The sequence below is a fragment of the Niallia sp. Sow4_A1 genome (genome assembly GCF_052116745.1).
GTDB lineage: Bacteria > Bacillota > Bacilli > Bacillales > Cytobacillaceae > Niallia > Niallia hominis.
In genome coordinates this window covers 1-22,478 of the sequence record NZ_JBQKKM010000066.1, presented here as the reverse complement: position 1 = coordinate 22,478, position 22,478 = coordinate 1, and the positions used below count along the sequence as shown (strand labels likewise).

Sequence of the window (22,478 nt, the reverse complement as noted above, 5' to 3'; positions counted from 1 at the left end):
GGTTACCACCTGACTTATCCATTATAAAGGACTTTTTCTTTGCACAAAATAATAAAATTGAACATTTTGAGTATTTTTAATAGTGAAAATAAATTAATGCAACACTAGTGAGTCTTTATGTATTTATTATTTATGATGACTTTTGATTGGTTTGGAACACCGTTATCTGATTTGCTAGATTATTTTATTTCTGATTTATTAACGAATGGAGTAACAAGTCTTTTAACAAGTTTGCAAGCTACAGACTTTATAAAATCCCTTGTTATTGATGGAATTATTGCAGGGGTAGGTGGGGTTTTAGTTTTCGTTCCGCAAATTTTTATTTTGTTTTTTTGTATTTCCTTTTTAGAGGACTCGGGCTATATGTCTAGAGTAGCACTCGTAATGGATAAATGGTTAGAAAATGTAGGATTGAATGGGAAAGCCTTTATCCCAATGATTATTGGGTTTGGCTGCAATGTTCCTGGGGTCATGGCGGCAAGAACGATCGAAACAAAGAAGGAGAGATTATTAACGATTTTATTGTTACCATTAATGAGTTGCTCGGCAAGATTTCCTGTTTATGCATTATTCATAGGAGCTTTCTTTGGAAAAAATGGAGCGATAATAGTGTTATCTCTCTATATTTTAAGTATTGTAATGGCCTTATTACTCGCTAAATTATTTTCCTCCACTATTTTAAAAGGAGAAAAATCTATCTTTCTAATCGAACTGCCACCATATCGATTACCTAGTATAAAGGTATTATGGAAAAGTACATGGGACAAAGGAAAAGGATTTTTAAAGAAGGCAGGTACTTTTATCTTCGCTGGTTCTGTTTTCATCTGGTTATTAACTTATTTAGGCCCAGGGGGATTAGATGTAAAAATGGACCAAAGCTTTTTAGCGTTAATTGGTTCAGTGATGGCTCCAGTTCTTGCCCCACTAGGTTTTGGAACATGGGAAGCAGGAGCATCCTTATTAACTGGATTTCTTGCAAAAGAAGCAATTATTTCTGCTATGAATATCATATATGCCGTTCCTGATACAAGAAGCTTGCAGCATTTAATGGGTGAAGTCTATACGCCGCTAGCCTCCTATAGTTTTATGGTGTTTATTCTATTATACATTCCTTGCCTAGCAACACTTGGTACTATCTATAAAGAAACAGGATCAAAAAAATGGTCTGCATTTTCTGTTGGTTATGCACTTATTCTTGCATATCTTATTTCTTTTGTAATTTATCAACTCGGAAAATGGATCGGTTTAAATTAAAGGAGTGAATAGAATGTTGATCAGCATTTTACTCGGATTTCTGATTTTTAGTTACGCAAGTTATGGGTTATACCGTCACATTCAACAATCGAAAAAGGGAAGATGTGCAGCGTGTTCCTTACAGAAAGCTTGCGAACAAAAATGTGAAGCATTGAACAAAAAAAATTAATTTAGGGCATCTCATAGTTTTAAATTGATATTTATGCAAAGGAAGCTTATAATATTAGTGATGGTGTAAAATTACACATAACTAATAAGGGAATGAAGAAACTTTGACTAGAGAAGAAATTATTGAGAGTGTATCGGAAAAGATGAGATTAATACGCACAGAAGCGGGATATACCCAAGATAAGATGGCTGAGGTTATTGGTTTATCAAAAAAGACATTAGTGCAAATTGAGAAAGGCAGACTATACGCAGGTTGGTCTACTGTAGTAGCAGTTTGCGCACTTTTTAGAGAGACAGAAACGGTTCGCTTTTTATTTGGTAATGAGCCATTAGAGGTATTAGAAACAGTTGCTCGAGATGGAATGGATTATCGAAAAGAGAAAACCCTTGGTGGAAAAGTATGGTGGAGAGAAGTAGAAAAAAAGAATGGATTTATTCTACAACAAAATATTATAAGTCAGCATTTTCGAATTATTGACGAGGACCATTTTCGAATCTTCTCTAGCTTTGAAGAAAAAGAATCAAAAGATCGTTTTAAGGAACTTAACGGCGAATAAATCATGCATAAATTAGGCTGTCCTATGAGTGTTAGTTTTTATTGAAAAAGACTAATAATTTAATAAGGGCAGCCTATTTTTGTGCTACTTTATTAGAAAATCACTTATAAATCTTAATATGAAATGATTGAATGGGTCCATGCGGTGAGGAAAAACAACAAAGGAAAACATAGATTGAAATGCTATACAGGTTTAAGCGTTAGCATCCGTGTCTATAAGAGCATCTTTCAAGAGGAAAAGGTAAAGAGAGAGCATCTCAGTAACCATAAAAGCCTCAATTAAACGAAAAAGAGACATCTGGCAAAGTATATTTTCATTACATTCAAAGAGCCTGGCTCCCTTTCATAAAGAAAACAATCTGATATCAGACTTAATAATGGAATTTCTTTCCGTCTATAGACGGAAAGAGAAACCATCGCATGAATGTTCATTATCTATAGGAAGAAAGATAGAATAAACTCATCAACTAAAGGATGAGGGATAAGAAATGAATAAATTTACAGAAATTTTTAAAAATGCGAGCTTTACCAGACTATTTATAGCCAATGTCACATCACAAATGGGGAGTGTTATTGGTTTAACAGCTTTCATGTTTTATATTCTTGATCGTTTCTCAGAGCAGCCATCTTATGCCACGATAACGGAATTAATGTTTTCCTTGCCAACGCTAGCCGTGTTTTTTCTTGTTGGAGTAGTGGCAGATCGACTAGATCGCCAGAAGATTGCTTACCATTGTGAGATGATAGCAGCAGCCATGTCTCTATGCTTATTAGGCGCAGTTTCCACTGGCTGGATGCCACTTATCTTTCTCACTTTATTTATTCGAAGTGCTGTTCAGAAATTCTTTTTTCCTGCAGAACAAGGCATTCTTCAAGGGGTATTAAGAAAAGAGGACTATACAACCGCAGCAGGACTTAATCAATTCATTAATAGTGTCTTTATGCTATTCGGTAATGCGATTGGTATATTCGTATATTGGACATTGGGGATTTATGGAGCGATAGTAGTTGATGTTGTTACTTTAACGATAAGCGGGCTTCTCATTAAGTCAATGAAGCTGAGTGAAGAAATTCGACAGCCAAATGGCACCCACTCGTTAAAAGACTTAAATATTCGATTTATATGGAGTGACTTTATGATTGGTCTAAAGTACATACTCTCTAATAAATTATTATTAGCATTAATTTATGGATTTATTGCATTTGGGGTTGTAAATGGTGGATTTAGTGTGATGCAAGTATTTATTTTGAAATATAAATTAGCTCCTGATAATTATGAACAAGTATCAATTTATTTGGGAATTGTCTTTGGCACAGGAGTAATGATTGGAAGCTTCCTTTCTTCTCTTCTTACCCAAAAGGTAAAATTATTTAAGCTGATTATAATCGGAGCATTTTATATTGCTGTTATGACAATTCTAGCGTCATATGCCACAAATGTCCTATTCTTTTTAACAATTTGTTTCTTATTAGCATTGGGGTTACCGATGATTAATATTGCAATTGGTGGATGGATGCCAACCATTATAGAGCCGAAAATGATGGGAAGGGTACAAGGCTGGATTACCCCGCTAATGATGCTGTCACAGTCCATTACGCTTGGGATTATCTCAATCGGCTATCCTAAATGGTTTTCTATAGAGATAATTTATTGGTTTGTGGGCACATGTTTTCTTATTGTTGGTGGCTATTACAGTTTAGTATTGCCAAGATTAGCAAGAGAAAAGGAAGCAAAAGAAAAGTTAGCTGGGAAAAAAGAGGTTCAACTAAATTATTAAATTCTTTTGATTTTCGAAATATTTGCAATTGACTTTATAAAAACTACGTGTTAATCTCATTTATATTGGAAAATAAATGTAGAGAAAGGATGGTTACTGATGAAAAGATTAAATAGATATTACTCCATTAAAACTTCATACATTGGTAACCTTCTTCTTTCTTATCGATAATTTTTTGCAAAAAAAAGCTGGTTGCCATTATAGGTAACCTGTGTATTTTTCTATCATCTAGAGATGGGTCGCATGGTTGCGGTCTGTCTCTTTTTTTGTGGGAAAATATGGAATGCGAAAAAGGGCAAAACGTTTATTTTCTAATGAATAGTAAAGGAGGAAAAGTCGATGATTGTATCAGTAAAAGAGGCAAGAAATGAGTTAAAGGATTTAGAAAGTGGCTAGTCAGCAAAGAAGAGAGACAGGGGATGAGTGAATGTTTTCGATATTTTTTAAATTAAAATGGTTTTTTAAAGAGCATTGGAAAAGTTATACGATAGCTATAATTCTGTTAATTATTGTTGGCTTTATTGAGGTATTGCCACCAAGAATTTTAGGATTGTTTATCGATGAACTAACGATTGGAACACTAACGACCAATAAAACAATGATGTATATACTTGTTGTATCAGGAATCACAATCAGTACATATATCATCACCTATTTTTGGATGTATAAGTTATTTGGTGGAGCAAATATCTTAGAATTGAAACTAAGAAGCAAATTTATGAATCACCTATTAAAAATGACGCCAACCTTTTTTGAAAAAAATAAAACCGGAGATTTAATGGCAAGAGCAACGAATGATTTAAAAGCAGTTTCGGTTACTGCGGGGTTTGGTATTTTAACATTGGTCGATTCCACAGTATTTATGCTGACAATTTTAATTACGATGATCATAACAGTAAGCTGGAAATTAACACTTGCAGCGATTCTTCCACTTCCTATTATGGCAGTAATCATGAAAATATATGGGGAAAGAATCCATAAGCGGTTTATGGAAGCACAGGATGCTTTTGGTGATATGAATGATAGTGTCTTGCAGTCTGTTTCAGGAGTACGCGTGATTCGTGCATATGTTTTAGAAAAAGAAGAAGAAAAACAATTTCATCATTTCACAGAAGATGTGTTCAAAAAGAACTTACGTGTTGCTAAAATAGATTCTTTATTCGACCCTACTATACGGATTCTTGTTGGATTAAGTTATTTAATTGGCCTTGGCTATGGAGCTTATCTAGTATTCCAGCAACAGTTAACAATTGGGCAGCTTGTTACATTTAATGTGTATTTAGGAATGATTGTTTGGCCAATGTTTGCAGTGGGGGAATTAATGAATATCATGCAGCGCGGAAATGCTTCTTTAGATCGGGTGCAGGAAACATTAAGCTACAAAGCGGACGTCATCAGTTCGGGAAGTGGAAATGGACTGGGTGTTCCAGAAATTATCCAGTTAAAGGATGTGCAATTTCAATACCCATCATCTAAACAAGAAAATCTTCGTGATATTTATTTAACCATCAGAAGAGGAGAAACTGTTGGGATTGTTGGTAAAACAGGAAGTGGGAAAACGACAATTATAAAGCAGCTCCTTAGAGAATATCCAAAAGGGGAAGGGAAGCTTGAGATTAACGGGAATAGCATTGATTCGATCGATTTGCATACGTTAAGAGGTTGGATTGGCTATGTTCCCCAAGATCATGTTCTTTTTTCAAAAACAGTGAAAGAGAATATCTTATTTGGAAAAGAAAATGCTACGGAAAAAGAATTAGAGGAAGCAATTAGCCTTGCCTCTTTTAAACAGGATATTGATATGCTTCCAGAAGGGTTAAAGACACTTGTTGGGGAAAAAGGAGTCGCATTATCTGGCGGGCAAAAACAGCGTATATCGATTGCCAGAGCCCTTATCCGTAAGCCGGAAATTTTAATATTAGATGATTCTTTATCAGCGGTAGATGCAAAAACGGAGCAAAAGATTATTTCGAATATAAAGCAGGAACGCCAAGCAAAAACAACGATTATTACAACACATCGTATGACAGCTGTGCAACATGCTGACCATATTATCGTAATGGAAGATGGTTATATCATAGAGCATGGAACACATGATGAGCTAATGGATTTGAATGGCTGGTACAAAGAACAATATATTACGCAACAGACGAAAGCAGAATCTGAAGAAGTGGAGGTGCAAGCATGACTACTGGACAACGTTTATTTCGATATGCATGGAGCTTTAAAGGAATAATTCTTACTGCGCTACTCATGCTGACAATTGCTGTTATCGCCGACCTTGCAGGACCGTTTGTTGCAAAAAAAGTAATTGATGATCATATTACAGGGATTGAATCCCTTTGGTATCAAACAGAACCAACTAGCGATGCAGTAGCATATAACGGGAATTTTTACAAAAAAGCTGAATACCTTGATTTAGATGAAGAAATGCTTGCAGAAGCTAGAATTCTTCAGGTTGGAAGACAATTTCTTTTTGTAGATGGCACTATTTCCTTTGATGGAAGTCGACAATTTGCGAATGGCACACTGACAATCAGCAGAGAGGGAGAAATGGCAACCTATCCCGCTACTGCTTTAACTCGAACGGAAGTATTTGATTTTTATAAGCCAGAAATTATGCCTATTTTAAAGCTTTTATCTTTTTATTTTGGATTAGTTATTATTTCTGCCATATTCCAATACGGCCAGCATTACTTATTACAAAAGTCAGCAAACCGAATTATTCAAAAAATGCGGGAAGACGTATTTGCGCAAATTCAGCGGTTGCCGATCAAATATTTTGATAATCTTCCTGCTGGTAAAGTAGTTGCCAGAGTAACAAATGACACAGAGGCAATTAGGGAGCTATATGTAACAGTACTCTCGAATTTCTTTTCAAGTGGAATTAACATTATCGGAATTTATATTGCCCTGTTTATTTTGAATCCGCCTCTTGCAGCGATATGTTTAATTCTTCTTCCCATTTTATATATATGGATGATTGGCTACCGCAAATTTGCGTCTAGATATAATCATGTGATTCGTGCAAAAATTAGTGATATTAATGGAATGGTGAACGAATCTATTCAAGGAATGCATATCATTCAAGCCTTTGGCAAAGAAAAGCAAACAAGGGAAGAATTTGAGGATTTAAATAAGGAGCATTTTCGCTTTCAAAATAAGATGCTCCATTTAAATAGTCTTACCTCCCATAATTTGGTGAATGTATTAAGAAACATAGTATTTGTCGTGTTTATTTGGTATATTGCAGGTCAATCTTTAACAGCAACAACGGCTCTTTCTCTTGGGATGCTCTATGCATTTGTTGATTATATTAATCGTCTTTTTCAGCCGGTACAAGGGATTGTCAATCAATTGGCTAATTTAGAGCAAGCTCTTGTTGCAGGGGAACGAGTATTTGAATTATTAGATGAAGATGGAATTGATGTGAAGGATGTTACACTAGGACGCTATAAAGGGAATGTAACGTTTGATCAAGTAAACTTTGCCTATAAAGATAATGATTATGTATTGAAAAATATCTCTTTTGAAGCAAAGCAAGGAGAAACAGTCGCATTAGTAGGTCATACTGGATCTGGAAAAAGCTCTATTATGAATCTATTATTCCGGTTCTATGATATTCAATCAGGGAAGATTACGATAGATGGAAAAGATATCATGTCTATTTCCAAGCAAGATCTTCGTAAATATATGGGAATTGTTCTTCAAGATCCGTTCCTCTTTACTGGAACAATCGCCTCAAATGTAACGTTAAATGACCCATCCATATCAAGGGCAACCGTGGAGAAAGCATTAAAGGATGTAGGTGCAGATAGGGTATTAAAGCATTTAGAAAAGGGATACGATGAGCCAGTAATTGAAAAGGGAAGTACGCTTTCTAGTGGGCAAAGACAGCTAATTTCCTTTGCCAGAGCGCTTGCTTTTGATCCAGCGATTCTTATTTTAGATGAAGCAACAAGCAGTATTGATACGGAAACAGAACAAATCATTCAACATGCGATGGAAGTACTAAAGGAAGGCAGAACGACCTTTATCATTGCCCATCGACTATCAACGATTCGGAATGCTGATCAAATTATCGTACTTGATCATGGAGAAATAGTAGAAAAAGGCAATCATGATGAATTGATGGGATTAAAAGGAAAATATTATCATATGTATCAGTTGCAGCAAGGGGAGAGTTTAGCAGGATAATGGATAATTTCTCTTCATAAGCAAGCCCTCCTAAATGTAGGAGGGCTTTAGCCATTATATTAAATTGTTATTAGCCTTGAAATCCACCTAGTTGCTTTTCAGCCATTTGTACTAAGCGTTTTGTAATTTCTCCACCAACAGATCCGTTAGCGCGAGAAGTAGTTTCTGCACCTAGGTTTACACCGAATTCAGATGCAATTTCGTATTTCATTTGGTCTAGAGCTTGAGATACTCCTGGTACTAATAGTTGATTTGAAGAATTGTTGTTTGCCATTGTGTTCCAGCTCCTTCTAGTTGTTTTTTTGGTTGGGTTAACTGGAATTGCACCAGTTGTAAGAGAATTCTTACTACCACTAGGTGTAACCCATTAATAGATATGGCATTTTGCTGGTTAGTTGTTGCCTTGGTTGTTGCTTGTACTATTATTATGGATGGATTTCTTGTTCTTATTCAACAAAAAAAGGAGGAAATTAATTCCTTTTACAACAGTTGGATAGTTTCTATTTCAATACAGAAACTAAAGGCAGAATAAAGTGCATTTTCTCTTTAAGGCACTACTTAATGTCTCCGGATTGTGGAAAAAAGGAAGGTGAATATAAAGTGGGCTCAATATGTCCGATTTGTAATGGGATGGAAAGCTTAGAAAAGCCTTGTACGAACTGTGGATATCAAGTGGAAGACAGGGGGAGAGTGATGGACTATTATGATGACTATAGTGCATATATGCCAATTGATCAGATGAAGTTAGAAGATGGCTATCAAGATTTATCTGCACATTTATGTCCTCATTTTATACAGTGTCCTCATTGTGGGCAGGAAGAAATTTTATTAATAAAGGAATAAAAATGATTTGGAGACCATTGTATCTAATAGTAAAAAAGCTTACCGAGCATATATAGCAAGGTAAGCCTTTTGTTTAGTATGCAATTAACGAATACGAAGTTCTGTTTCTTTATCGAAGAAGTGACCTTTATTCATATCAAACGCTAATTTAACTGATTGACCAGCTTGAAGGTCGGCTCTTGAATCTAAGCGAGCAACAAATTCTTTTCCAGATAGAGTAGAGTACACAAGGCTCTCTGCACCTGTTAATTCAAATACATCTACTTTTGCGTCAAAGCTTGTATTTTCTGAACTGCTTATAAATACTAATTCATCATGGATATCTTCTGGACGAACACCGAAGATAACTTCTTTACCAACATAATTTTGTTCGCGCAATGTTTTTAATTTTCCTTCTGGAATGATGAAAGAACTATCGCCAATTACCATTTTATTGTCGACTACTTTTCCTTCAAAGAAGTTCATTGCTGGTGAACCAATAAATCCGCCAACAAAAACATTTTCCGGTTTTTCGTATACTTCTTTTGGAGCACCAACCTGTTGGATAACTCCATCTTTCATAACAACAAGTCTTGTTGCCATTGTCATCGCTTCTGTTTGGTCATGCGTTACATAAATAGTAGTCGTTTGTAGTCTTTGGTGAAGCTTTGAAATTTCAGCACGCATTTGTACACGTAATTTAGCATCTAAGTTTGATAATGGCTCATCCATTAAGAATACTTTTGCATCACGAACAATGGCGCGGCCTAGTGCAACCCTTTGACGTTGTCCACCGGATAATGCTTTTGGTTTTCTTTTTAAGTATTCTTCTAATCCTAGAATTTTTGCAGCGTTATTTACTCTTTCTTCAATTTCCGCTTTAGGGAATTTACGAAGTTTTAATCCGAATGCCATATTATCATATACAGTCATATGTGGATATAGTGCATAGTTTTGGAAAACCATCGCAATATCGCGATCTTTTGGAGCAACATCGTTAACACGTAATTCATCAATAAAGAAATCACCTTTTGAAATATCTTCAAGACCTGCAATCATACGAAGAGTTGTTGATTTACCGCAACCAGAAGGACCAACAAATACGACAAATTCTTTATCCTGAATGTGTAAATTAAAATCTTTAACCGCTTCTACTTTTTCATCATAAATTTTATAAATATTCTTTAACACTAGTTCTGCCATTTTGTTCTCCCCCTACTATTTTATAGTTATACTTTAACACTTTTGATACCGTTTTCAAATTGGCGAATTGCATGAAAAACGCTTACAAAATTTTGAGCAAAATGCCTAAGAACTTGTATAATCAGGTGAATTCGCTCGTTTTTATAGCAAATAATCTATAGGCAATGTTTATTTGGGTGGAGAATAAGAGGGGATGCAAAAGAAAAAAGCCAATAATGGCTTTGGAAAAGTGCTATCTTCCACTTGTATAATATAAGCAAGCAAGATAGGTTGTTATGTAACTATGATAATTTTTTAAGTCAAATCCTGTTTTTTCAGTAAATTTATCAAGGCGGTATTGTAATGTATTGCGGTGGATAAATAATTGTTTGGCTGTATTGGTGCTGTGTCCATTGTTTTCTATGAATGTTTTAATGGTCAGCAGAAGTTCTTTATCTTCATCAAATATCGAGAACCATTCTTTAAATAAATGAAGTTCGTCTTCTCTTAGTCGGCTGATTAATAGGTTTGGGAGAATCGTTTCCATACTGAGTACATTTGATTTTGGCATAAATGCCAAGCCTTTTGAAAATAAGTTTCTTTCTTGTCCAAATATTGTGGGGATTGGACTACTTAGCTTCATTTCTTTTCCTAAATAAAAACAAATGGAAAAAAAGAAATCGGATTGTAAAGCTTGCGCAAGAGCAAGTAAATCTTCCTCTTCTAAATATTGTGCATTTTGCTCAATGACCACACCTTCACTTAAGCCATTCCATATAATAAGACTATTTGTATCTATAAATCCTTCAAAGGCAGACTCAATCAATTTTTTTTCAAGAGAAACAGAAATTCCTTTAATTTGAAACTGGATGAAACGTATGGTTTCAACATTTTTAAAAGCAGGCTTTTCTCCATTGAAATAAAGATATTGATTCCAGGTATACTCTTCGTTCTTTAATGTTTCATCAGGTTCGAAAAAATCATAGCATGCTTTTAATAATTCTAGCTGAGATTCATCGATCTCCTGCTTTAGAATGCCAATCCAATCATCTTGAAAATTAGTCTTGAACCAATGATAATCAGAAAGCTGAGACGGGGCTGGAGGCGTTGATTGCTCCAAGCTATGTTTATAATAAGCTAATATTTTATGCTTCAATTGATGTTACCTCCGAAATAGTAAAAACATTATCATAATTTTATTTTATAACTTTTTATAGAAATGGGGCAAGTGGGGGCGTTTGTGGAGGGAGAGTTTGGCTGAAAAGGATTCAGTATTGGCTGAAAAATCTGAAGTTTGGCTGATAAAAACTAACATTAACCGAGATAAAGTTAAAATGCACCCCCTTCCATATAAAATCACTAATTAAGGGGATGCTGAATGTGTTTATTTGCTTATATGAGGTGGTTCTTCTTCAGGCAGCTCTCTTGCTTCTTCGATATTAGCATTTTCTTCTCTATTGAAAACCGTACCGCCAGCTAATCCTTCATTAATCATACGGTCAATATCTAAATAGGCTTCGTCCTTGCCTTCAAATTCAAGATCTTTTTTTGCTCTTTGCATGAAAATCCCTCCTACCATTAGGATGAGTATTCTAATTAGTTTTATTCTTGGAGGGGAAATTAGTCAGTGTATAAAAGAGCTTTACTAGTTGCTGGCATCTTCTTTCCTCAATCTCTACTTCATCAAATAACATTGGTTTTGCATTGATTTCAAAAAGATAATAATTGCCTTCTTTATCTACACAAGCATCAATCGAGAATTCACCTATGAAACCATATTTTTTTGTTATAACCTCTCCACAATGGTTGACTAGTTTTTCGAAAAATAGATCATGTTCCTTTTGTGCTACTTCACGATAGGCAAGTAGTTTTCCGCCGGATGGAATATGAGTCGTTACATCTTGTTGATTTGCCTGTCTTACGCCAACTCCTGATAGAACATAGCGATTTTCTTCAAACATGACTAACAGGCGGAAATCATAGCGGCTTCCTTTATATAATGCTCCGTCAATACCTTCTTGGATAAGAAATTTCTTTTGGGACCATTCTTGATAATATTGATTCCAAACTTCATCTATCGAAGAAAAAAAAGCTGTTTCCTTCGTTGTACTTACTTGGATGGAATGCTCTTTTTCTAGTCTTATGCGATAAATATGATTCCCCTTAGATCCCTCAATTGGTTTTAAATAAATCTTTTTATATGCATGAAAAAAAGCAACAAAATCCTCTTTTCTCTCTAATAGTGATGTTTTCGGTATGTGACTATTTAACAAAGGGTGCTCGCTAAATAGCTCATAAAGTTCCCATTTATTTATAAAGGATGGATTAAAAAAAGGGATTCCATTTTTTTTTAGAAAAGATACGGCATTTTGGAAGACCTCTTGCTTTTCTGTGTTTCGAAATGGCACTCGGTTATAAACTATGTCTGGCAATGGTGTAATTGCTTTAATCCACTTATTTTGAATGGAACAAAAAATATAGCCTGTCAGCTCATCTCTTTGTAAATTTTCAGGCGGAAAGATGACGACAATCCCGCCTGAAAGCTGCAGCTGTTTCTGAATCCCCTTAAAAAGCGCACCATTCCCTATTAATTTGTCTTGCTTATTTTTTGCAATCATAATGCCAATTAATGGGCCAACCTTATTCTGGTATTCGACAATCGGAAAAGCTACATGATTGGAAGGAGGCTTCGCGAAAGATAATCGCATTTTAGATGATCCAAAAAAGTAATTTTTTGTTGAATCTGTATACCAACATTCTTTTTCGGAATCATAATAAATATTCATTGAAAAATATCCTCAAGACTATGGATGCTTTGTTCCATTAGAAAGACTCCGTACTCTAGGGATTTTCGGCGTGTTTCCAGATCGTATTTTTTTAGAGAGGGATGTTTAAAGATGCTTCTTCCAGGTTTAGCGTTCGCCTCAAATAACCAGACACGCCCTTTGCGATCCAACCCTAAATCGAATCCGATTTCGCCAATATATCCTTCCATCTGCTTTTCTAGAGCTTTACTGATTTGCAGGGATGCTTTAGTAAGTTTATTTATCATTTCTTCGCTTTTTAAATCTGTATCCGTTAATTCGTCCATTGCTTTAACCATTCCTCCATTATTAAGATGTGTAGTTACACTTCCTGCACCAGCAATTTTTGCTGCAATTGCAGTCATTTCCCATTGTCCATCTTTATTTTTATTTGTATGAATTCGAAAATCGACTGACTTTTTTTCCGAGCGAATTAAGTGAATGCCTTGTTGAACGATATAATGAGATAAGTTTTGCTTGTCGAATAAATGATTCATTAATGCTTCTAAATGGTCAAATTTCATGAGCCGATTACCTTGGTCTATATCTTTAAAGCGGGTGTAGTAATAGCCATCTTTTTTATCATACAATAGCTGGTAAATCCCTTTTCCAAGACTCCCGTTTTTTGGTTTAATATATACATTGCCAAAGTTTGAGAGCATTCTTTCGATAACAGAAAAATTAGTGAGTGCATGGGTCTCTGGCAAATAATCGGAAATATTATCATCTTGCAGTAATCTTTCATAAATATCCAATTTATTAAAGAAGCCTGGATTATACCAGGGAATCGAATATTCCTGTTGCAATCTGTTTTTAACGACTTGAATTTTGTTTAGGTTTTCAATTCTGCGATTAGGTATGCGGTCATAAATAACATTTGGGAAAGGAACCTCTACTGATTTCCAGCCATCCTCATAAAATAGTCCATTAATGGTACCAGTATCCCAATTAACATGTTGCTCCCCAAATAGGAAGGCGATGACACCAACTGTTTTTTGCACAGAAAGAAGCTTTGAAAATAAAATGGAACGATCTCCGATTGGACGCACTTTTATGGTTGAAAATCCGGATGTGAATATTCCTAGTAGTGGACCTGCGTATAACGTCTCATTAACCGCAAATAAATGAATATTAGAAGTGGACGATGGGAAATGCAAGTCATTAAAAAGATCGGAACTAATTCCCACCGTATTTCTTGATTTATTCTGTTTTTTAATCGTTGCTTCCTTACTTGCAGTGCCAAAAGCAAGTATTTTTAAATCTGTGTTCCTATCAAAGTCAGTTGGTAAGTAGACTGTATTTTCGCTATCAGTTATTATTTCGATAGGATATAGCTTTTTCATCCAGATTCCTCCTTTTATCATCAGCTAATTTAGCAGCATAAAGGACAGGAGCTTTATAGAGTTTCTCGCTTAGATGAGGATAGGCTGTCGTGATTACTTTTCTTCCTGGCTTTGAATTTACATCAAGAATCCATAAGGAGCCATTTGGGGTAATACCAATATCTACGCCGATTTCAAATAATGGAGATAAAGAACTTTCTAATATGGAAGGAAGGAGTGAAAATATTTCCTCTATTTCCTGTTTAAGAAAGCTTTTTAATTTAATGTGAATGGACGGAAACCAATCATCAAAGGCAACAATCGATGCACCAGCACTTAAATTTGAGATGATTCTCCCTTTTTCCCCAATACGGACTCCTTTCTCAACGACTTCCCATTCTTCTTTCACGTTTTTTTGCATAAGAGCACGAATATCAAATGGTTGTTCGTCTTTGTTTGAGAGTGGAAGATATGCTTGCATTAAATAAGCATTTCTTTTTAAAAGCTGATTAAGCCATTTATTAAAAGTTATCCGATCAGAAAATAACTTTTCTACTGTTTTATCTTTTTTATCCGTTCTTACTAATATTCCTTCTTTTTGTCTCTTGATAAAAAATAGTCCATTTCCTTGGGAGCCATTTATCGGTTTTATGATTATTGGATTTAAGCTCTGAAAATTAACTTGATTTGCTGATTGTAAGAGAAATGTTTCTGGAATATATGCTGCAAGCTTTGATTCACGCAATACTTGATATAGTTGCCATTTATTTGGTAATCCATTGCCGATAAAGGTGATATTAGGCTGTTTTTTTAGCCATTGAATAATATTTTTGCATTGGATAGAATGAGAATCATCATGATAAAAACAACGATCATATAGAATAGTAGGAACTGGGAATTCTGATTCTATCCAAGTATCTGAGTCTGGCATATATTCTTTTCCTTTTACAGTATGTGTAAAGGGATGATAGGTGGATGGGACAAAATGATAGATCGTTAAATGATAATCGCGTCCATATTTTGCTATTTCGTGAATGTATTTGTTTTCATGCTCTAAGGATAATGACATAATTCCAAATTTATTCATCTTCTGATATCTCCTTTAAACAAGGGGAAAAGGAAAGTGCAATAAAATATTCAAGCAAAGCTTTCGTAGATGGCCTTGTTTTTTCAATATGTTCTTCTAATTTCTTAGAAGGTTTGGAATTTACTTCGATAACCCACAGATGACCTTGTTTATCCATACCAATATCGATACCTAATTCTCCTAAGTATCCATCTGTATTTTCACTAAGGATAGCTGCTATCTCTAAAGCTAATGCTTTTAACTCTTCTATTTTCTGTACTGCTTTTTCTGTAGTCAGTAATTCATGTAACACGACTTTTGCTGGCTGCATTTCTGCACCTTGGGCCAAATTTGCAACGATTGCATTTTTTTGAGCAATTCTTGCAACAATGGAGGTAATGGTCCAGTTGCCTTGGTAATTTTTATGGCAAAGAATACGGAAGTCCAGAGAGCGCTCTTGTGATTTGAGAAAATCAATTCCTTGCTGACATATATAGCTTCTTCGCTTGGCATAACCTTCTAGCCATTTCCATAGCTTTTCTTCATCTGAAAATAGTTTAGTTTTTCCTTTTCTTTTTCCAGAAGAAATAGTTGCAGTAAATCCATTGTTTAAGTGTTCAATATGAATGATATTTCTACCTTGGCTGCCATGAACTGGTTTAACATAAAGAAGTGGGAATGTTAGCATGGAAATAAAATTTTGATAGGTGAGTTGCTTTGTTAAAGGTAAATGTTTATGCATTGTTGCACTTTTGTTTAGAAGTTGATAGGTTTCATCTTTTGAAAAAAATCTGCTATTGAAAATAGGAATATCTTTTTCCTCAAGTAATTTTTTAAGCTTTAAAAAGGCGGTGCTAGAATCTGCTTTTCGAGAGTGAAGCCGGTTATAAATAACATGAGGATAAGGGAAGTCCAGCCTATTCCAAGTGTTATGATGAAAAAAATATCCGTTCATTTTATCCTCTTGAACATTTTGTAGTCCAAAAAGATAAAAGAATCCACCTATTTGAGTTAATTCTTCTGTTAATTCCTTGCATAAATGTTGAATGCTAGGAAATATGATTTCTTTCTTATCATCGTTAATTTCTGTTAATATGCCAATCACTGGGCCTAAATGGATTAATTGATTTTTGTTAAAATATGGGATGAGAAAAGTATCGATTTCCTTTGGAAGTAGTAAACTCTTTTCTAAATCAGTACTAAACACAATATCTTGCTTTTCAAGAGAATGTGTTTGAACTGCAACTTGAACATTCCTTTTAGCTAGACATACATACACAGGCTCATTCAAATTTATGTTTAAAAATTTTAGCAAAGAGGGACTGATAGCTATAGATAATCCATCTAAAGCTTCTTGAAAATCGTCTTTTTTAAATAGTTGCAAAAATTTAAGTGTCATTCAGATTCCCCATTTGTTTTTTCAATTTAGGAAGAGCGATACTGACATTCGCCTATTTTGGTGCTGATATATCGTATGAAAATATAGCTAAGTTGTGATAACTTTGAAAAAAGATTTCACTGGCTCAAGCTCAAAGCTGATACAGGCATAGATACTTTTCCTATATTTCTGAAATAAAGGTATTTCTGGTATTATGATGCATAGTTTGTTATAGTGGAGACAATTGTTAAATAAAGGAGTTGTTTTAATGGCAGTAAATGTACATGACCCTGCAAATGAATTAGAGAAAGCGATTCGTCAAAGTGATGAATATACAGAATTGAAAACAATGTATGATACGGTAAATGGAGATCCTTCCGCAAAAGCAATGTTTGATAATTTCCGTAATATTCAACTACAGCTTCAGCAAAAGCAAATGGCAGGTCAAGAAATTACTCAAGAAGAAGTAGAACAAGCACAAAAAACAGTGGCACTTGTTCAACAACATGAAAGTATTTCAAAGCTAATGGCTGCAGAACAACGCATGAGTGTGTTAATTGGTGAATTAAATCAAATTATCATGAAACCATTAGAAGAGTTATATGGACCAGCACAACAACAATAATAAGACAAACGAAAATCCTCTGCTTATGTAGGGGTTTTTTTATGGAGAAAAGCATAGAGATTGAATTCCAAGTACTAAAAATCATAGGGAAAGTGGATAAAATAATAGGAGGATGGCGAAATGCCATCCTCCTAAAGTCATATCTATTTAATTAAAATATTTTTTAATTAAAACTTGCTTCCGCCAAGTTGTTGCTCAGCCATTTGTACTAATCTTTTAGTGATTTCGCCACCTACTGAACCGTTAGCACGAGAAGTAGTTTCAGCACCAAGGTTTACTCCAAACTCTGATGCAATTTCATATTTCATTTGATCCAATGCTTGAGATACTCCTGGAACTAATAATTGATTTGATGAATTGTTATTTGCCATGATGAATGTTTCCTCCTTGAGTGATTTAATTTGTGTTACGTTTATTATTTTAAAAAAAATCACGTTTTTTATGCAAAAAAGCAAAAAGTAATTTTTTCCATAGGAAATAAAATGTTGTTTTTATGCAGTTATCGTTAAAAACAGGTTCGTTCCATTTCGCTCCAGAAAGTTGCTTTCCGCGGGGAGGAACCTGAGCCTCCTCGGCTTTGCCTGCGGGGTCTCAGCCTTTCCTCTATTTCCCGCAGGAGTCAACTTTCTTCCGCTCCATTCCACTCTCGATTTTAAATTAATTTTCATAGCTACTAACCTTTTAGAAATAACCACAATAAATCGCTATATCTTCTGTTAATCTTCTGTCAAAAGTTCTAATATGCTTGTTTCTCACATAAATGATATATAAAGACAATACATCTACATCGAAGAAATGGGGGATTTTATGATTTATCGCTTATTAGCTTTAAATATCGATGGTACTCTCCTTCAATCAAATGGGCGTTTAACAAAATCGACGAAGGAAGCAGTTGAATATGTTCAGCAAAAAGGAATTTATGTGACACTTGTAACCGCTAGGAGCTTGCCATCTGCAAAAAAGGTAGCTAAAGCGTTAAAATTGGATAGTTATATCGTTGCACATGAAGGGGCATTAGTTTCCAATCATGATGACGATACCATTTTTGTGAAACGAATAGCAGAAGATTTAACAGCAGATATTGTTCGATTTTTAGAAGGATTTATCTGCCAAATTCGCTTAGTACATGAAAAGTTCTCACTAGCTAATAAATCAAAGCTCCATCATAATATGCTTGCAAAGACAGTCTTATCTTCCGGTGATCCTGTTTTTTATTCCCACCAATTCGTCGATGTTTTAAGTGATGTTTTATTAGAAGAACCAGTAAGCCCACCTAAAATGGAAGTATATTTTGAAGAGAAAAAAGATTGTCAGGATGCAAAAGAAGTGCTTGAAAAAATGTTTGATGATATTTATGTTGTTCAGCATAATGAGTTGCGCTTAGATATTTTGCCAGCTGGCGTGTCTAAGCTTAATGGCTTGTTATATTTGGGGGAGAAACTCGGAATTAAGAGTAGTGAAATGGTTGCTATAGGTGATGGGTTGGATGATTTAGAACTAATTGAAACAGTTGGTCTTGGCGTAGCAATGGGAAATGCATCAAATCAGGTGAAAATTGCTGCAGATTGGGTAACGAGATCGAATAACCAAGATGGCGTTGCCTATATGGTAAAAGAGCATTTCCGTAAACAGCAGCCAATTGAATTTTTACGAAAAATGAATATTATTAAATAGCCATTATTTATATTTTTACTAAAGGAGAAGTCATTATAGGGCTTCTCCTCTTTTAGCTTTTCTTTACAAAGTTTTTTGACCTTTCTAGTTACTTTTTGTAGACTAAAGTATAATCGGATAAGGAAGCATTATTTTTGAATAAAGGTGAGTTGAATGATTATGAAAGTTATATATATACAAGGATTAACAGATGAACGTTATATAAGGCCATTAGAGCATATAGCTAATCTATTTTTTGAAGATACAAAAGTGCTTTATAGAGCAGAAGAAAAGGCAGACCTTCATGTTCGATTTGAAACAGAAAGCATTGGAAATGTGTTTTTTGTAAAAGGGAAGCTAGATGAACTAGAAGAAGGAACTACATTTGAAAGCAATGCAGATCTTAGCCATTTAACTGATAAAGAAATATTTAAGCAAATGAAAAAAGCTATTTCAAAAAGCTACTTATTAATGTTGCAAGAATACACAGGTATGGTGCAAAAATGGGGAATATTAACAGGGATTCGCCCGACGAAGCTCCTTCATCGACATATGCAAGCCCAAACTCCCACAGAGGAGGCACATCAGGCTCTTCGCGAGGAATTTTTAATGTCAGAAGAAAAAATCCATTTAATGCAGAAAATTATCGATCGGCAACTAGCGGTGATCCCTGATTTGTATGATTTAAAAAAAGAAGTAAGCATCTATATTGGCATTCCGTTTTGTCCGACAAAATGTGCTTATTGCACATTCCCTGCATACGCGATTAATGGACGTCAAGGTTCTGTTTCTTCCTTTTTAGGTGGGCTTCATTATGAAATGGAAAAAATCGGCGAGTGGCTGAAAGAGAAAAATATTAATATTACAACCGTTTATTATGGTGGCGGTACACCAACAAGTATCTCGGCAGAAGAAATGGACATGCTTTATGAGCGCATGCATGCTTCTTTTCCGAATGTCGAAAACATTCGTGAAATAACGGTCGAAGCGGGAAGACCCGATACGATTACCCCAGAAAAGCTGGAAGTTCTAAAAAAATATAATATTGATCGCATTAGTATTAATCCACAATCGTATACACAACAAACTTTAAAAGCAATTGGAAGACATCATACAGTGGAAGAAACAATTGAAAAGTATCATTTAGCGCGTAAGCACGGAATGAATAATATTAATATGGATTTAATAATTGGTCTTCCTGGTGAAGGAATAGAGGAGTTTAAGTATTCTCTTGATAAGACGGAAGAGTTAATGCCTGAATCATTGACTGTTCATACCTTATCTTTTAAACGTGCATCTGAAATGACTCGAAATAAATCAAGATATAAGGTAGCAGATAGAGAAGAAATTCAGCAAATGATGAAGATGGCAGAAGAATGGACAGAGGAATATGATTATGTACCATACTATTTATACCGTCAAAAAAATATTCTGGGGAATTTAGAGAATGTCGGCTATTCAAAGAAAAACCAAGAAAGTATCTATAATATTATGATGATGGAAGAATTGCAGACGGTAATTGGTGTAGGTTGTGGAGCGTCCAGTAAATTTATCCACCCTGTTACTGGGAAGATTACACAATTTTCTAATCCAAAGCATCCAAAAACATATAATGAAAGCTTCGAGGAATATACAGATAAAAAAATAGCATTGTTAAACGAACATTTTTCATTAGAAGCTTCAAAATAAGGATTAATAAATTTTTCTGAGTCAAAATATCTGCGTTGTTTGTCTTGGACGCGGAATAAAATAAAATCTATTAGAACCATTTTTCGTTCTGGTAGATTTTTTTCTATGTTCCCGCCTTTATTTTTCGTATGGAAAAGAATAGCTAGTGTCAAACTAATAAATGCTTTTCACTAAATAGACATTTTTTTATCAAGAAAAATAGTTGCTTTTTGTGTTAAAAACGAATAACATAGAAAATGTTGTTTTTAAATGTTCGTTTTTTGGAGGTCTTTTATGTTTAACTTAAAGCAAAATAATACTACCGTGAAAACGGAGTTAATGGCTGGATTCACTACTTTTTTAACAATGGTTTATATAGTAGTTGTCAATCCAGATATTCTATCAAAAGCAGGAATTCCGTTCGATCAAGTGTTTCTTGCGACGATTATTGCAGCAGTTTTAGGAACATTATGGATGGCTCTTTTCGCCAATTATCCAATTGCAATCGCACCTGGGATGGGGTTAAATGCCTATTTTGCCTTTTCGGTGGTCGGAAATAATAATGTTGATTATACAGTTGCTCTATCAGCAGTGTTTGTTGCAGGTATTATCTTTCTAATTCTGTCTTTAACATCCTTTAGAGAAAAACTGATACTAGCAATACCAGATAATTTAAAGCATGGCATTACAGCGGGGATTGGGTTGTTTATTGCTTTTATTGGATTAAGACAAACAGGAATTATTGTGGACAATGCAGAAAATCTTGTTGGCTTAGGAGATTTTAAGTCGACTACCGTTATTCTGGCATTGGTCGGTTTGGCTATCACCATCATTCTGTTTAGCTTGAATGTAAAAGGAGCTTTATTCATAGGGATGATTGCAACAAGCATTATCGCTTATTTCACTGGATTCTTATCTTTTGACAATGGGATTATGGCAACACCACATTTGCCAGAAGGGCTTATTATCAGTAATCCATTTACTGCGTTTGGCGATGTTATTCAACATGGGCTATATGCCGTCGTTTTTTCTTTCTTATTGGTAACGATTTTTGATACTACGGGAACAATGGTTGGTGTAGCAGAGCAAGCAGGTCTAATGAAAAACAATAAGTTGCCTAAAGCACGACAAGCCCTACTTGCTGATTCACTTGGAACATCTGTTGGGGCGATGTTTGGGACAAGCCCAACAACAGCATTTATTGAATCTACTTCAGGTGTGGCTGCAGGTGGACGTACTGGCTTAACTGGGGTCACTGTATCCGTATTATTTATTTTATCTGCCTTTTTTGCACCGTTAGTAGGTAGTATATCTGGATTATCTGCTATAACTGCACCTGCATTGATTATTGTAGGAAGCTTAATGATGGGATCGATAAGTGGTATAAAATGGAATGAATTTGATGAAGCTTTTCCAGCATTTTTGGTTATTTTAAGCATGCCACTTACATCAAGCATTGCAACCGGAATAGCTCTTGGCTTTATCTCCTATCCATTATTAAAACTAGTAAAAGGGAAGGGCAAAATGGTACATCCATTAGTATATGTGTTTGCTGTGTTATTCCTTTATCAATTAGTATTTTTACCACATTAATAGGAAAAGAGGCTGGGACAAATCTAAATAACTAATCTTTAAAGACGAACAATCTCTAATTTAGCTCTTAAATAAAGCTACTTTTTCATATTAGTTATTTATGGTTTCAAATATATTCAAGTGTAAAAACTAAGTCGTTCCATTGCGCTACAGACTGTCGCTTTCCGCGGGGAGAAAGCTGAGCCTCCTCGCTGCGCTGCGGGGTCTCAGCCTTTCCTCTATTTCCCGCAGGAGTCGACCGTCCTCCGCTCCATTTCACTTCGTGTTTGTTGTTGATTGAAATACTTATGTCCCAGCCTCTTTTCCTACGATTAGTCAAGTAGTTATTTAAAAAATATTTGAACTTGATAGTACTATTTTTGAGCATGTCAAATAACCTCAGCTATTCTATTAATTTTTTCAAACTGTGGTA

At 35.0% G+C, this 22,478-nt stretch carries 18 protein-coding genes and 1 pseudogene; 10 read left to right on the top strand and 9 right to left on the bottom strand.

The features are described from left to right. Positions 1-117: 117 nt before the first annotated feature. The 5 genes and pseudogenes from feoB to ACTQ5K_RS23220 all read left to right on the top strand — a co-directional run. Positions 118-1,254: pseudogene (feoB, locus tag ACTQ5K_RS23240) on the top strand (ferrous iron transport protein B); the annotation flags it as partial. Between the two features lie 272 nt (positions 1,255-1,526). After that, complete coding sequence (locus ACTQ5K_RS23235) at positions 1,527-1,979, top strand: helix-turn-helix transcriptional regulator (protein ID WP_031535683.1); 453 nt, start codon at positions 1,527-1,529, stop codon at positions 1,977-1,979. Positions 1,980-2,466: 487 nt separating this feature from the next. Then, positions 2,467-3,756, top strand: coding sequence for an MFS transporter (locus tag ACTQ5K_RS23230; protein WP_235251753.1), 1,290 nt, complete (start codon positions 2,467-2,469; stop codon positions 3,754-3,756). Positions 3,757-4,183: 427 nt separating this feature from the next. Beyond that, the gene (locus ACTQ5K_RS23225) at positions 4,184-5,944 is read left to right on the top strand and encodes an ABC transporter ATP-binding protein (protein WP_031535679.1); all 1,761 of its coding nucleotides are present in this window, start codon (positions 4,184-4,186) and stop codon (positions 5,942-5,944) included. Then, complete coding sequence (locus tag ACTQ5K_RS23220) at positions 5,941-7,953, top strand: ABC transporter ATP-binding protein (protein ID WP_441994364.1); 2,013 nt, start codon at positions 5,941-5,943, stop codon at positions 7,951-7,953. The genes ACTQ5K_RS23225 and ACTQ5K_RS23220 overlap by 4 nt, the downstream gene beginning before the upstream one ends. 70 nt (positions 7,954-8,023) lie before the next feature. On the opposite strand, the gene ACTQ5K_RS23215 is transcribed toward ACTQ5K_RS23220, so the two are convergent. After that, positions 8,024-8,227 carry an alpha/beta-type small acid-soluble spore protein gene (locus ACTQ5K_RS23215; RefSeq protein WP_031535675.1) on the bottom strand — a complete coding sequence of 68 codons (204 nt, stop codon included), beginning with the start codon at positions 8,225-8,227 and terminating at the stop codon, positions 8,024-8,026. Positions 8,228-8,553: 326 nt separating this feature from the next. On the opposite strand from ACTQ5K_RS23215, the gene ACTQ5K_RS23210 reads away from it, so the two are divergent. Next, a complete protein-coding gene (locus ACTQ5K_RS23210; protein ID WP_231512503.1) occupies positions 8,554-8,796 on the top strand; it encodes a hypothetical protein in 243 nt (80 codons plus the stop codon). Between the two features lie 84 nt (positions 8,797-8,880). On the opposite strand, the gene ACTQ5K_RS23205 is transcribed toward ACTQ5K_RS23210, so the two are convergent. The 7 genes from ACTQ5K_RS23205 to ACTQ5K_RS23175 form a co-directional block, all read right to left on the bottom strand. After that, entirely contained in the window at positions 8,881-9,978 is a 1,098-nt protein-coding gene (locus ACTQ5K_RS23205) for an ABC transporter ATP-binding protein (protein ID WP_031535670.1), read from the bottom strand. A gap of 232 nt (positions 9,979-10,210) precedes the next feature. Beyond that, positions 10,211-11,113 (bottom strand): PucR family transcriptional regulator, encoded by a 903-nt coding sequence (locus ACTQ5K_RS23200; protein WP_441994363.1) that lies wholly within the window; start codon positions 11,111-11,113, stop codon positions 10,211-10,213. 228 nt (positions 11,114-11,341) lie between these two features. Further along, positions 11,342-11,518, bottom strand: a complete 177-nt coding sequence (locus ACTQ5K_RS23195) for a hypothetical protein (protein WP_441994362.1) — start codon at positions 11,516-11,518, stop codon at positions 11,342-11,344. 31 nt (positions 11,519-11,549) lie between these two features. Beyond that, positions 11,550-12,743, bottom strand: coding sequence for a YheC/YheD family endospore coat-associated protein (locus ACTQ5K_RS23190; RefSeq protein ID WP_441994361.1), 1,194 nt, complete (start codon positions 12,741-12,743; stop codon positions 11,550-11,552). Beyond that, positions 12,740-14,104 carry a YheC/YheD family endospore coat-associated protein gene (locus ACTQ5K_RS23185; protein WP_441994360.1) on the bottom strand — a complete coding sequence of 455 codons (1,365 nt, stop codon included), beginning with the start codon at positions 14,102-14,104 and terminating at the stop codon, positions 12,740-12,742. The genes ACTQ5K_RS23190 and ACTQ5K_RS23185 overlap by 4 nt, the downstream gene beginning before the upstream one ends. Then, on the bottom strand, positions 14,070-15,170 hold the full coding sequence (locus ACTQ5K_RS23180) for a YheC/YheD family endospore coat-associated protein (RefSeq protein WP_441994359.1): 1,101 nt from the start codon (positions 15,168-15,170) through the stop codon (positions 14,070-14,072). The genes ACTQ5K_RS23185 and ACTQ5K_RS23180 overlap by 35 nt, the downstream gene beginning before the upstream one ends. Further along, a complete protein-coding gene (locus ACTQ5K_RS23175; RefSeq protein ID WP_441994358.1) occupies positions 15,163-16,548 on the bottom strand; it encodes a YheC/YheD family endospore coat-associated protein in 1,386 nt (461 codons plus the stop codon). Before ACTQ5K_RS23175 ends, ACTQ5K_RS23180 begins: the two co-directional genes overlap by 8 nt. Positions 16,549-16,795: 247 nt before the next feature. Here ACTQ5K_RS23175 and ACTQ5K_RS23170 point away from each other — a divergent pair, with 247 nt between their 5' ends. Beyond that, positions 16,796-17,152, top strand: coding sequence for a YlbF family regulator (locus tag ACTQ5K_RS23170; RefSeq protein WP_031535657.1), 357 nt, complete (start codon positions 16,796-16,798; stop codon positions 17,150-17,152). A gap of 167 nt (positions 17,153-17,319) precedes the next feature. Here the strand turns inward: ACTQ5K_RS23170 and ACTQ5K_RS23165 are convergent, their stop codons facing one another. Further along, positions 17,320-17,523, bottom strand: coding sequence for an alpha/beta-type small acid-soluble spore protein (locus ACTQ5K_RS23165; RefSeq protein WP_031535655.1), 204 nt, complete (start codon positions 17,521-17,523; stop codon positions 17,320-17,322). Between the two features lie 436 nt (positions 17,524-17,959). On the opposite strand from ACTQ5K_RS23165, the gene ACTQ5K_RS23160 reads away from it, so the two are divergent. The 3 genes from ACTQ5K_RS23160 (at position 17,960) to ACTQ5K_RS23150 (ending at position 22,066) form a co-directional block, all read left to right on the top strand. After that, complete coding sequence (locus tag ACTQ5K_RS23160; RefSeq protein ID WP_031535653.1) at positions 17,960-18,826, top strand: Cof-type HAD-IIB family hydrolase; 867 nt, start codon at positions 17,960-17,962, stop codon at positions 18,824-18,826. Between the two features lie 159 nt (positions 18,827-18,985). Next, positions 18,986-20,494 (top strand): coproporphyrinogen III oxidase, encoded by a 1,509-nt coding sequence (locus ACTQ5K_RS23155; protein WP_441131352.1) that lies wholly within the window; start codon positions 18,986-18,988, stop codon positions 20,492-20,494. 273 nt (positions 20,495-20,767) lie between these two features. Further along, the gene (locus ACTQ5K_RS23150) at positions 20,768-22,066 is read left to right on the top strand and encodes an NCS2 family permease (protein ID WP_284561474.1); all 1,299 of its coding nucleotides are present in this window, start codon (positions 20,768-20,770) and stop codon (positions 22,064-22,066) included. Positions 22,067-22,478: the final 412 nt, after the last annotated feature.

What these genes read in the sequence shown, in the direction of transcription:
- ACTQ5K_RS23230 (WP_235251753.1), top strand. Translation starts at nt 2,467, where the DNA reads ATGAATAAATTTACAGAAATTTTTAAAAATGCGAGCTTTACCAGACTA.
- ACTQ5K_RS23225 (WP_031535679.1), top strand. Translation starts at nt 4,184, where the DNA reads ATGTTTTCGATATTTTTTAAATTAAAATGGTTTTTTAAAGAGCATTGG.
- ACTQ5K_RS23220 (WP_441994364.1), top strand. Translation starts at nt 5,941, where the DNA reads ATGACTACTGGACAACGTTTATTTCGATATGCATGGAGCTTTAAAGGA.
- ACTQ5K_RS23215 (WP_031535675.1), bottom strand. Translation starts at nt 8,227, where the DNA reads ATGGCAAACAACAATTCTTCAAATCAACTATTAGTACCAGGAGTATCT.
- ACTQ5K_RS23205 (WP_031535670.1), bottom strand. Translation starts at nt 9,978, where the DNA reads ATGGCAGAACTAGTGTTAAAGAATATTTATAAAATTTATGATGAAAAA.
- ACTQ5K_RS23195 (WP_441994362.1), bottom strand. Translation starts at nt 11,518, where the DNA reads ATGCAAAGAGCAAAAAAAGATCTTGAATTTGAAGGCAAGGACGAAGCC.
- ACTQ5K_RS23190 (WP_441994361.1), bottom strand. Translation starts at nt 12,743, where the DNA reads ATGAATATTTATTATGATTCCGAAAAAGAATGTTGGTATACAGATTCA.
- ACTQ5K_RS23185 (WP_441994360.1), bottom strand. Translation starts at nt 14,104, where the DNA reads ATGAAAAAGCTATATCCTATCGAAATAATAACTGATAGCGAAAATACA.
- ACTQ5K_RS23180 (WP_441994359.1), bottom strand. Translation starts at nt 15,170, where the DNA reads ATGAATAAATTTGGAATTATGTCATTATCCTTAGAGCATGAAAACAAA.
- ACTQ5K_RS23175 (WP_441994358.1), bottom strand. Translation starts at nt 16,548, where the DNA reads ATGACACTTAAATTTTTGCAACTATTTAAAAAAGACGATTTTCAAGAA.
- ACTQ5K_RS23170 (WP_031535657.1), top strand. Translation starts at nt 16,796, where the DNA reads ATGGCAGTAAATGTACATGACCCTGCAAATGAATTAGAGAAAGCGATT.
- ACTQ5K_RS23165 (WP_031535655.1), bottom strand. Translation starts at nt 17,523, where the DNA reads ATGGCAAATAACAATTCATCAAATCAATTATTAGTTCCAGGAGTATCT.
- ACTQ5K_RS23160 (WP_031535653.1), top strand. Translation starts at nt 17,960, where the DNA reads ATGATTTATCGCTTATTAGCTTTAAATATCGATGGTACTCTCCTTCAA.
- ACTQ5K_RS23155 (WP_441131352.1), top strand. Translation starts at nt 18,986, where the DNA reads ATGAAAGTTATATATATACAAGGATTAACAGATGAACGTTATATAAGG.
- ACTQ5K_RS23150 (WP_284561474.1), top strand. Translation starts at nt 20,768, where the DNA reads ATGTTTAACTTAAAGCAAAATAATACTACCGTGAAAACGGAGTTAATG.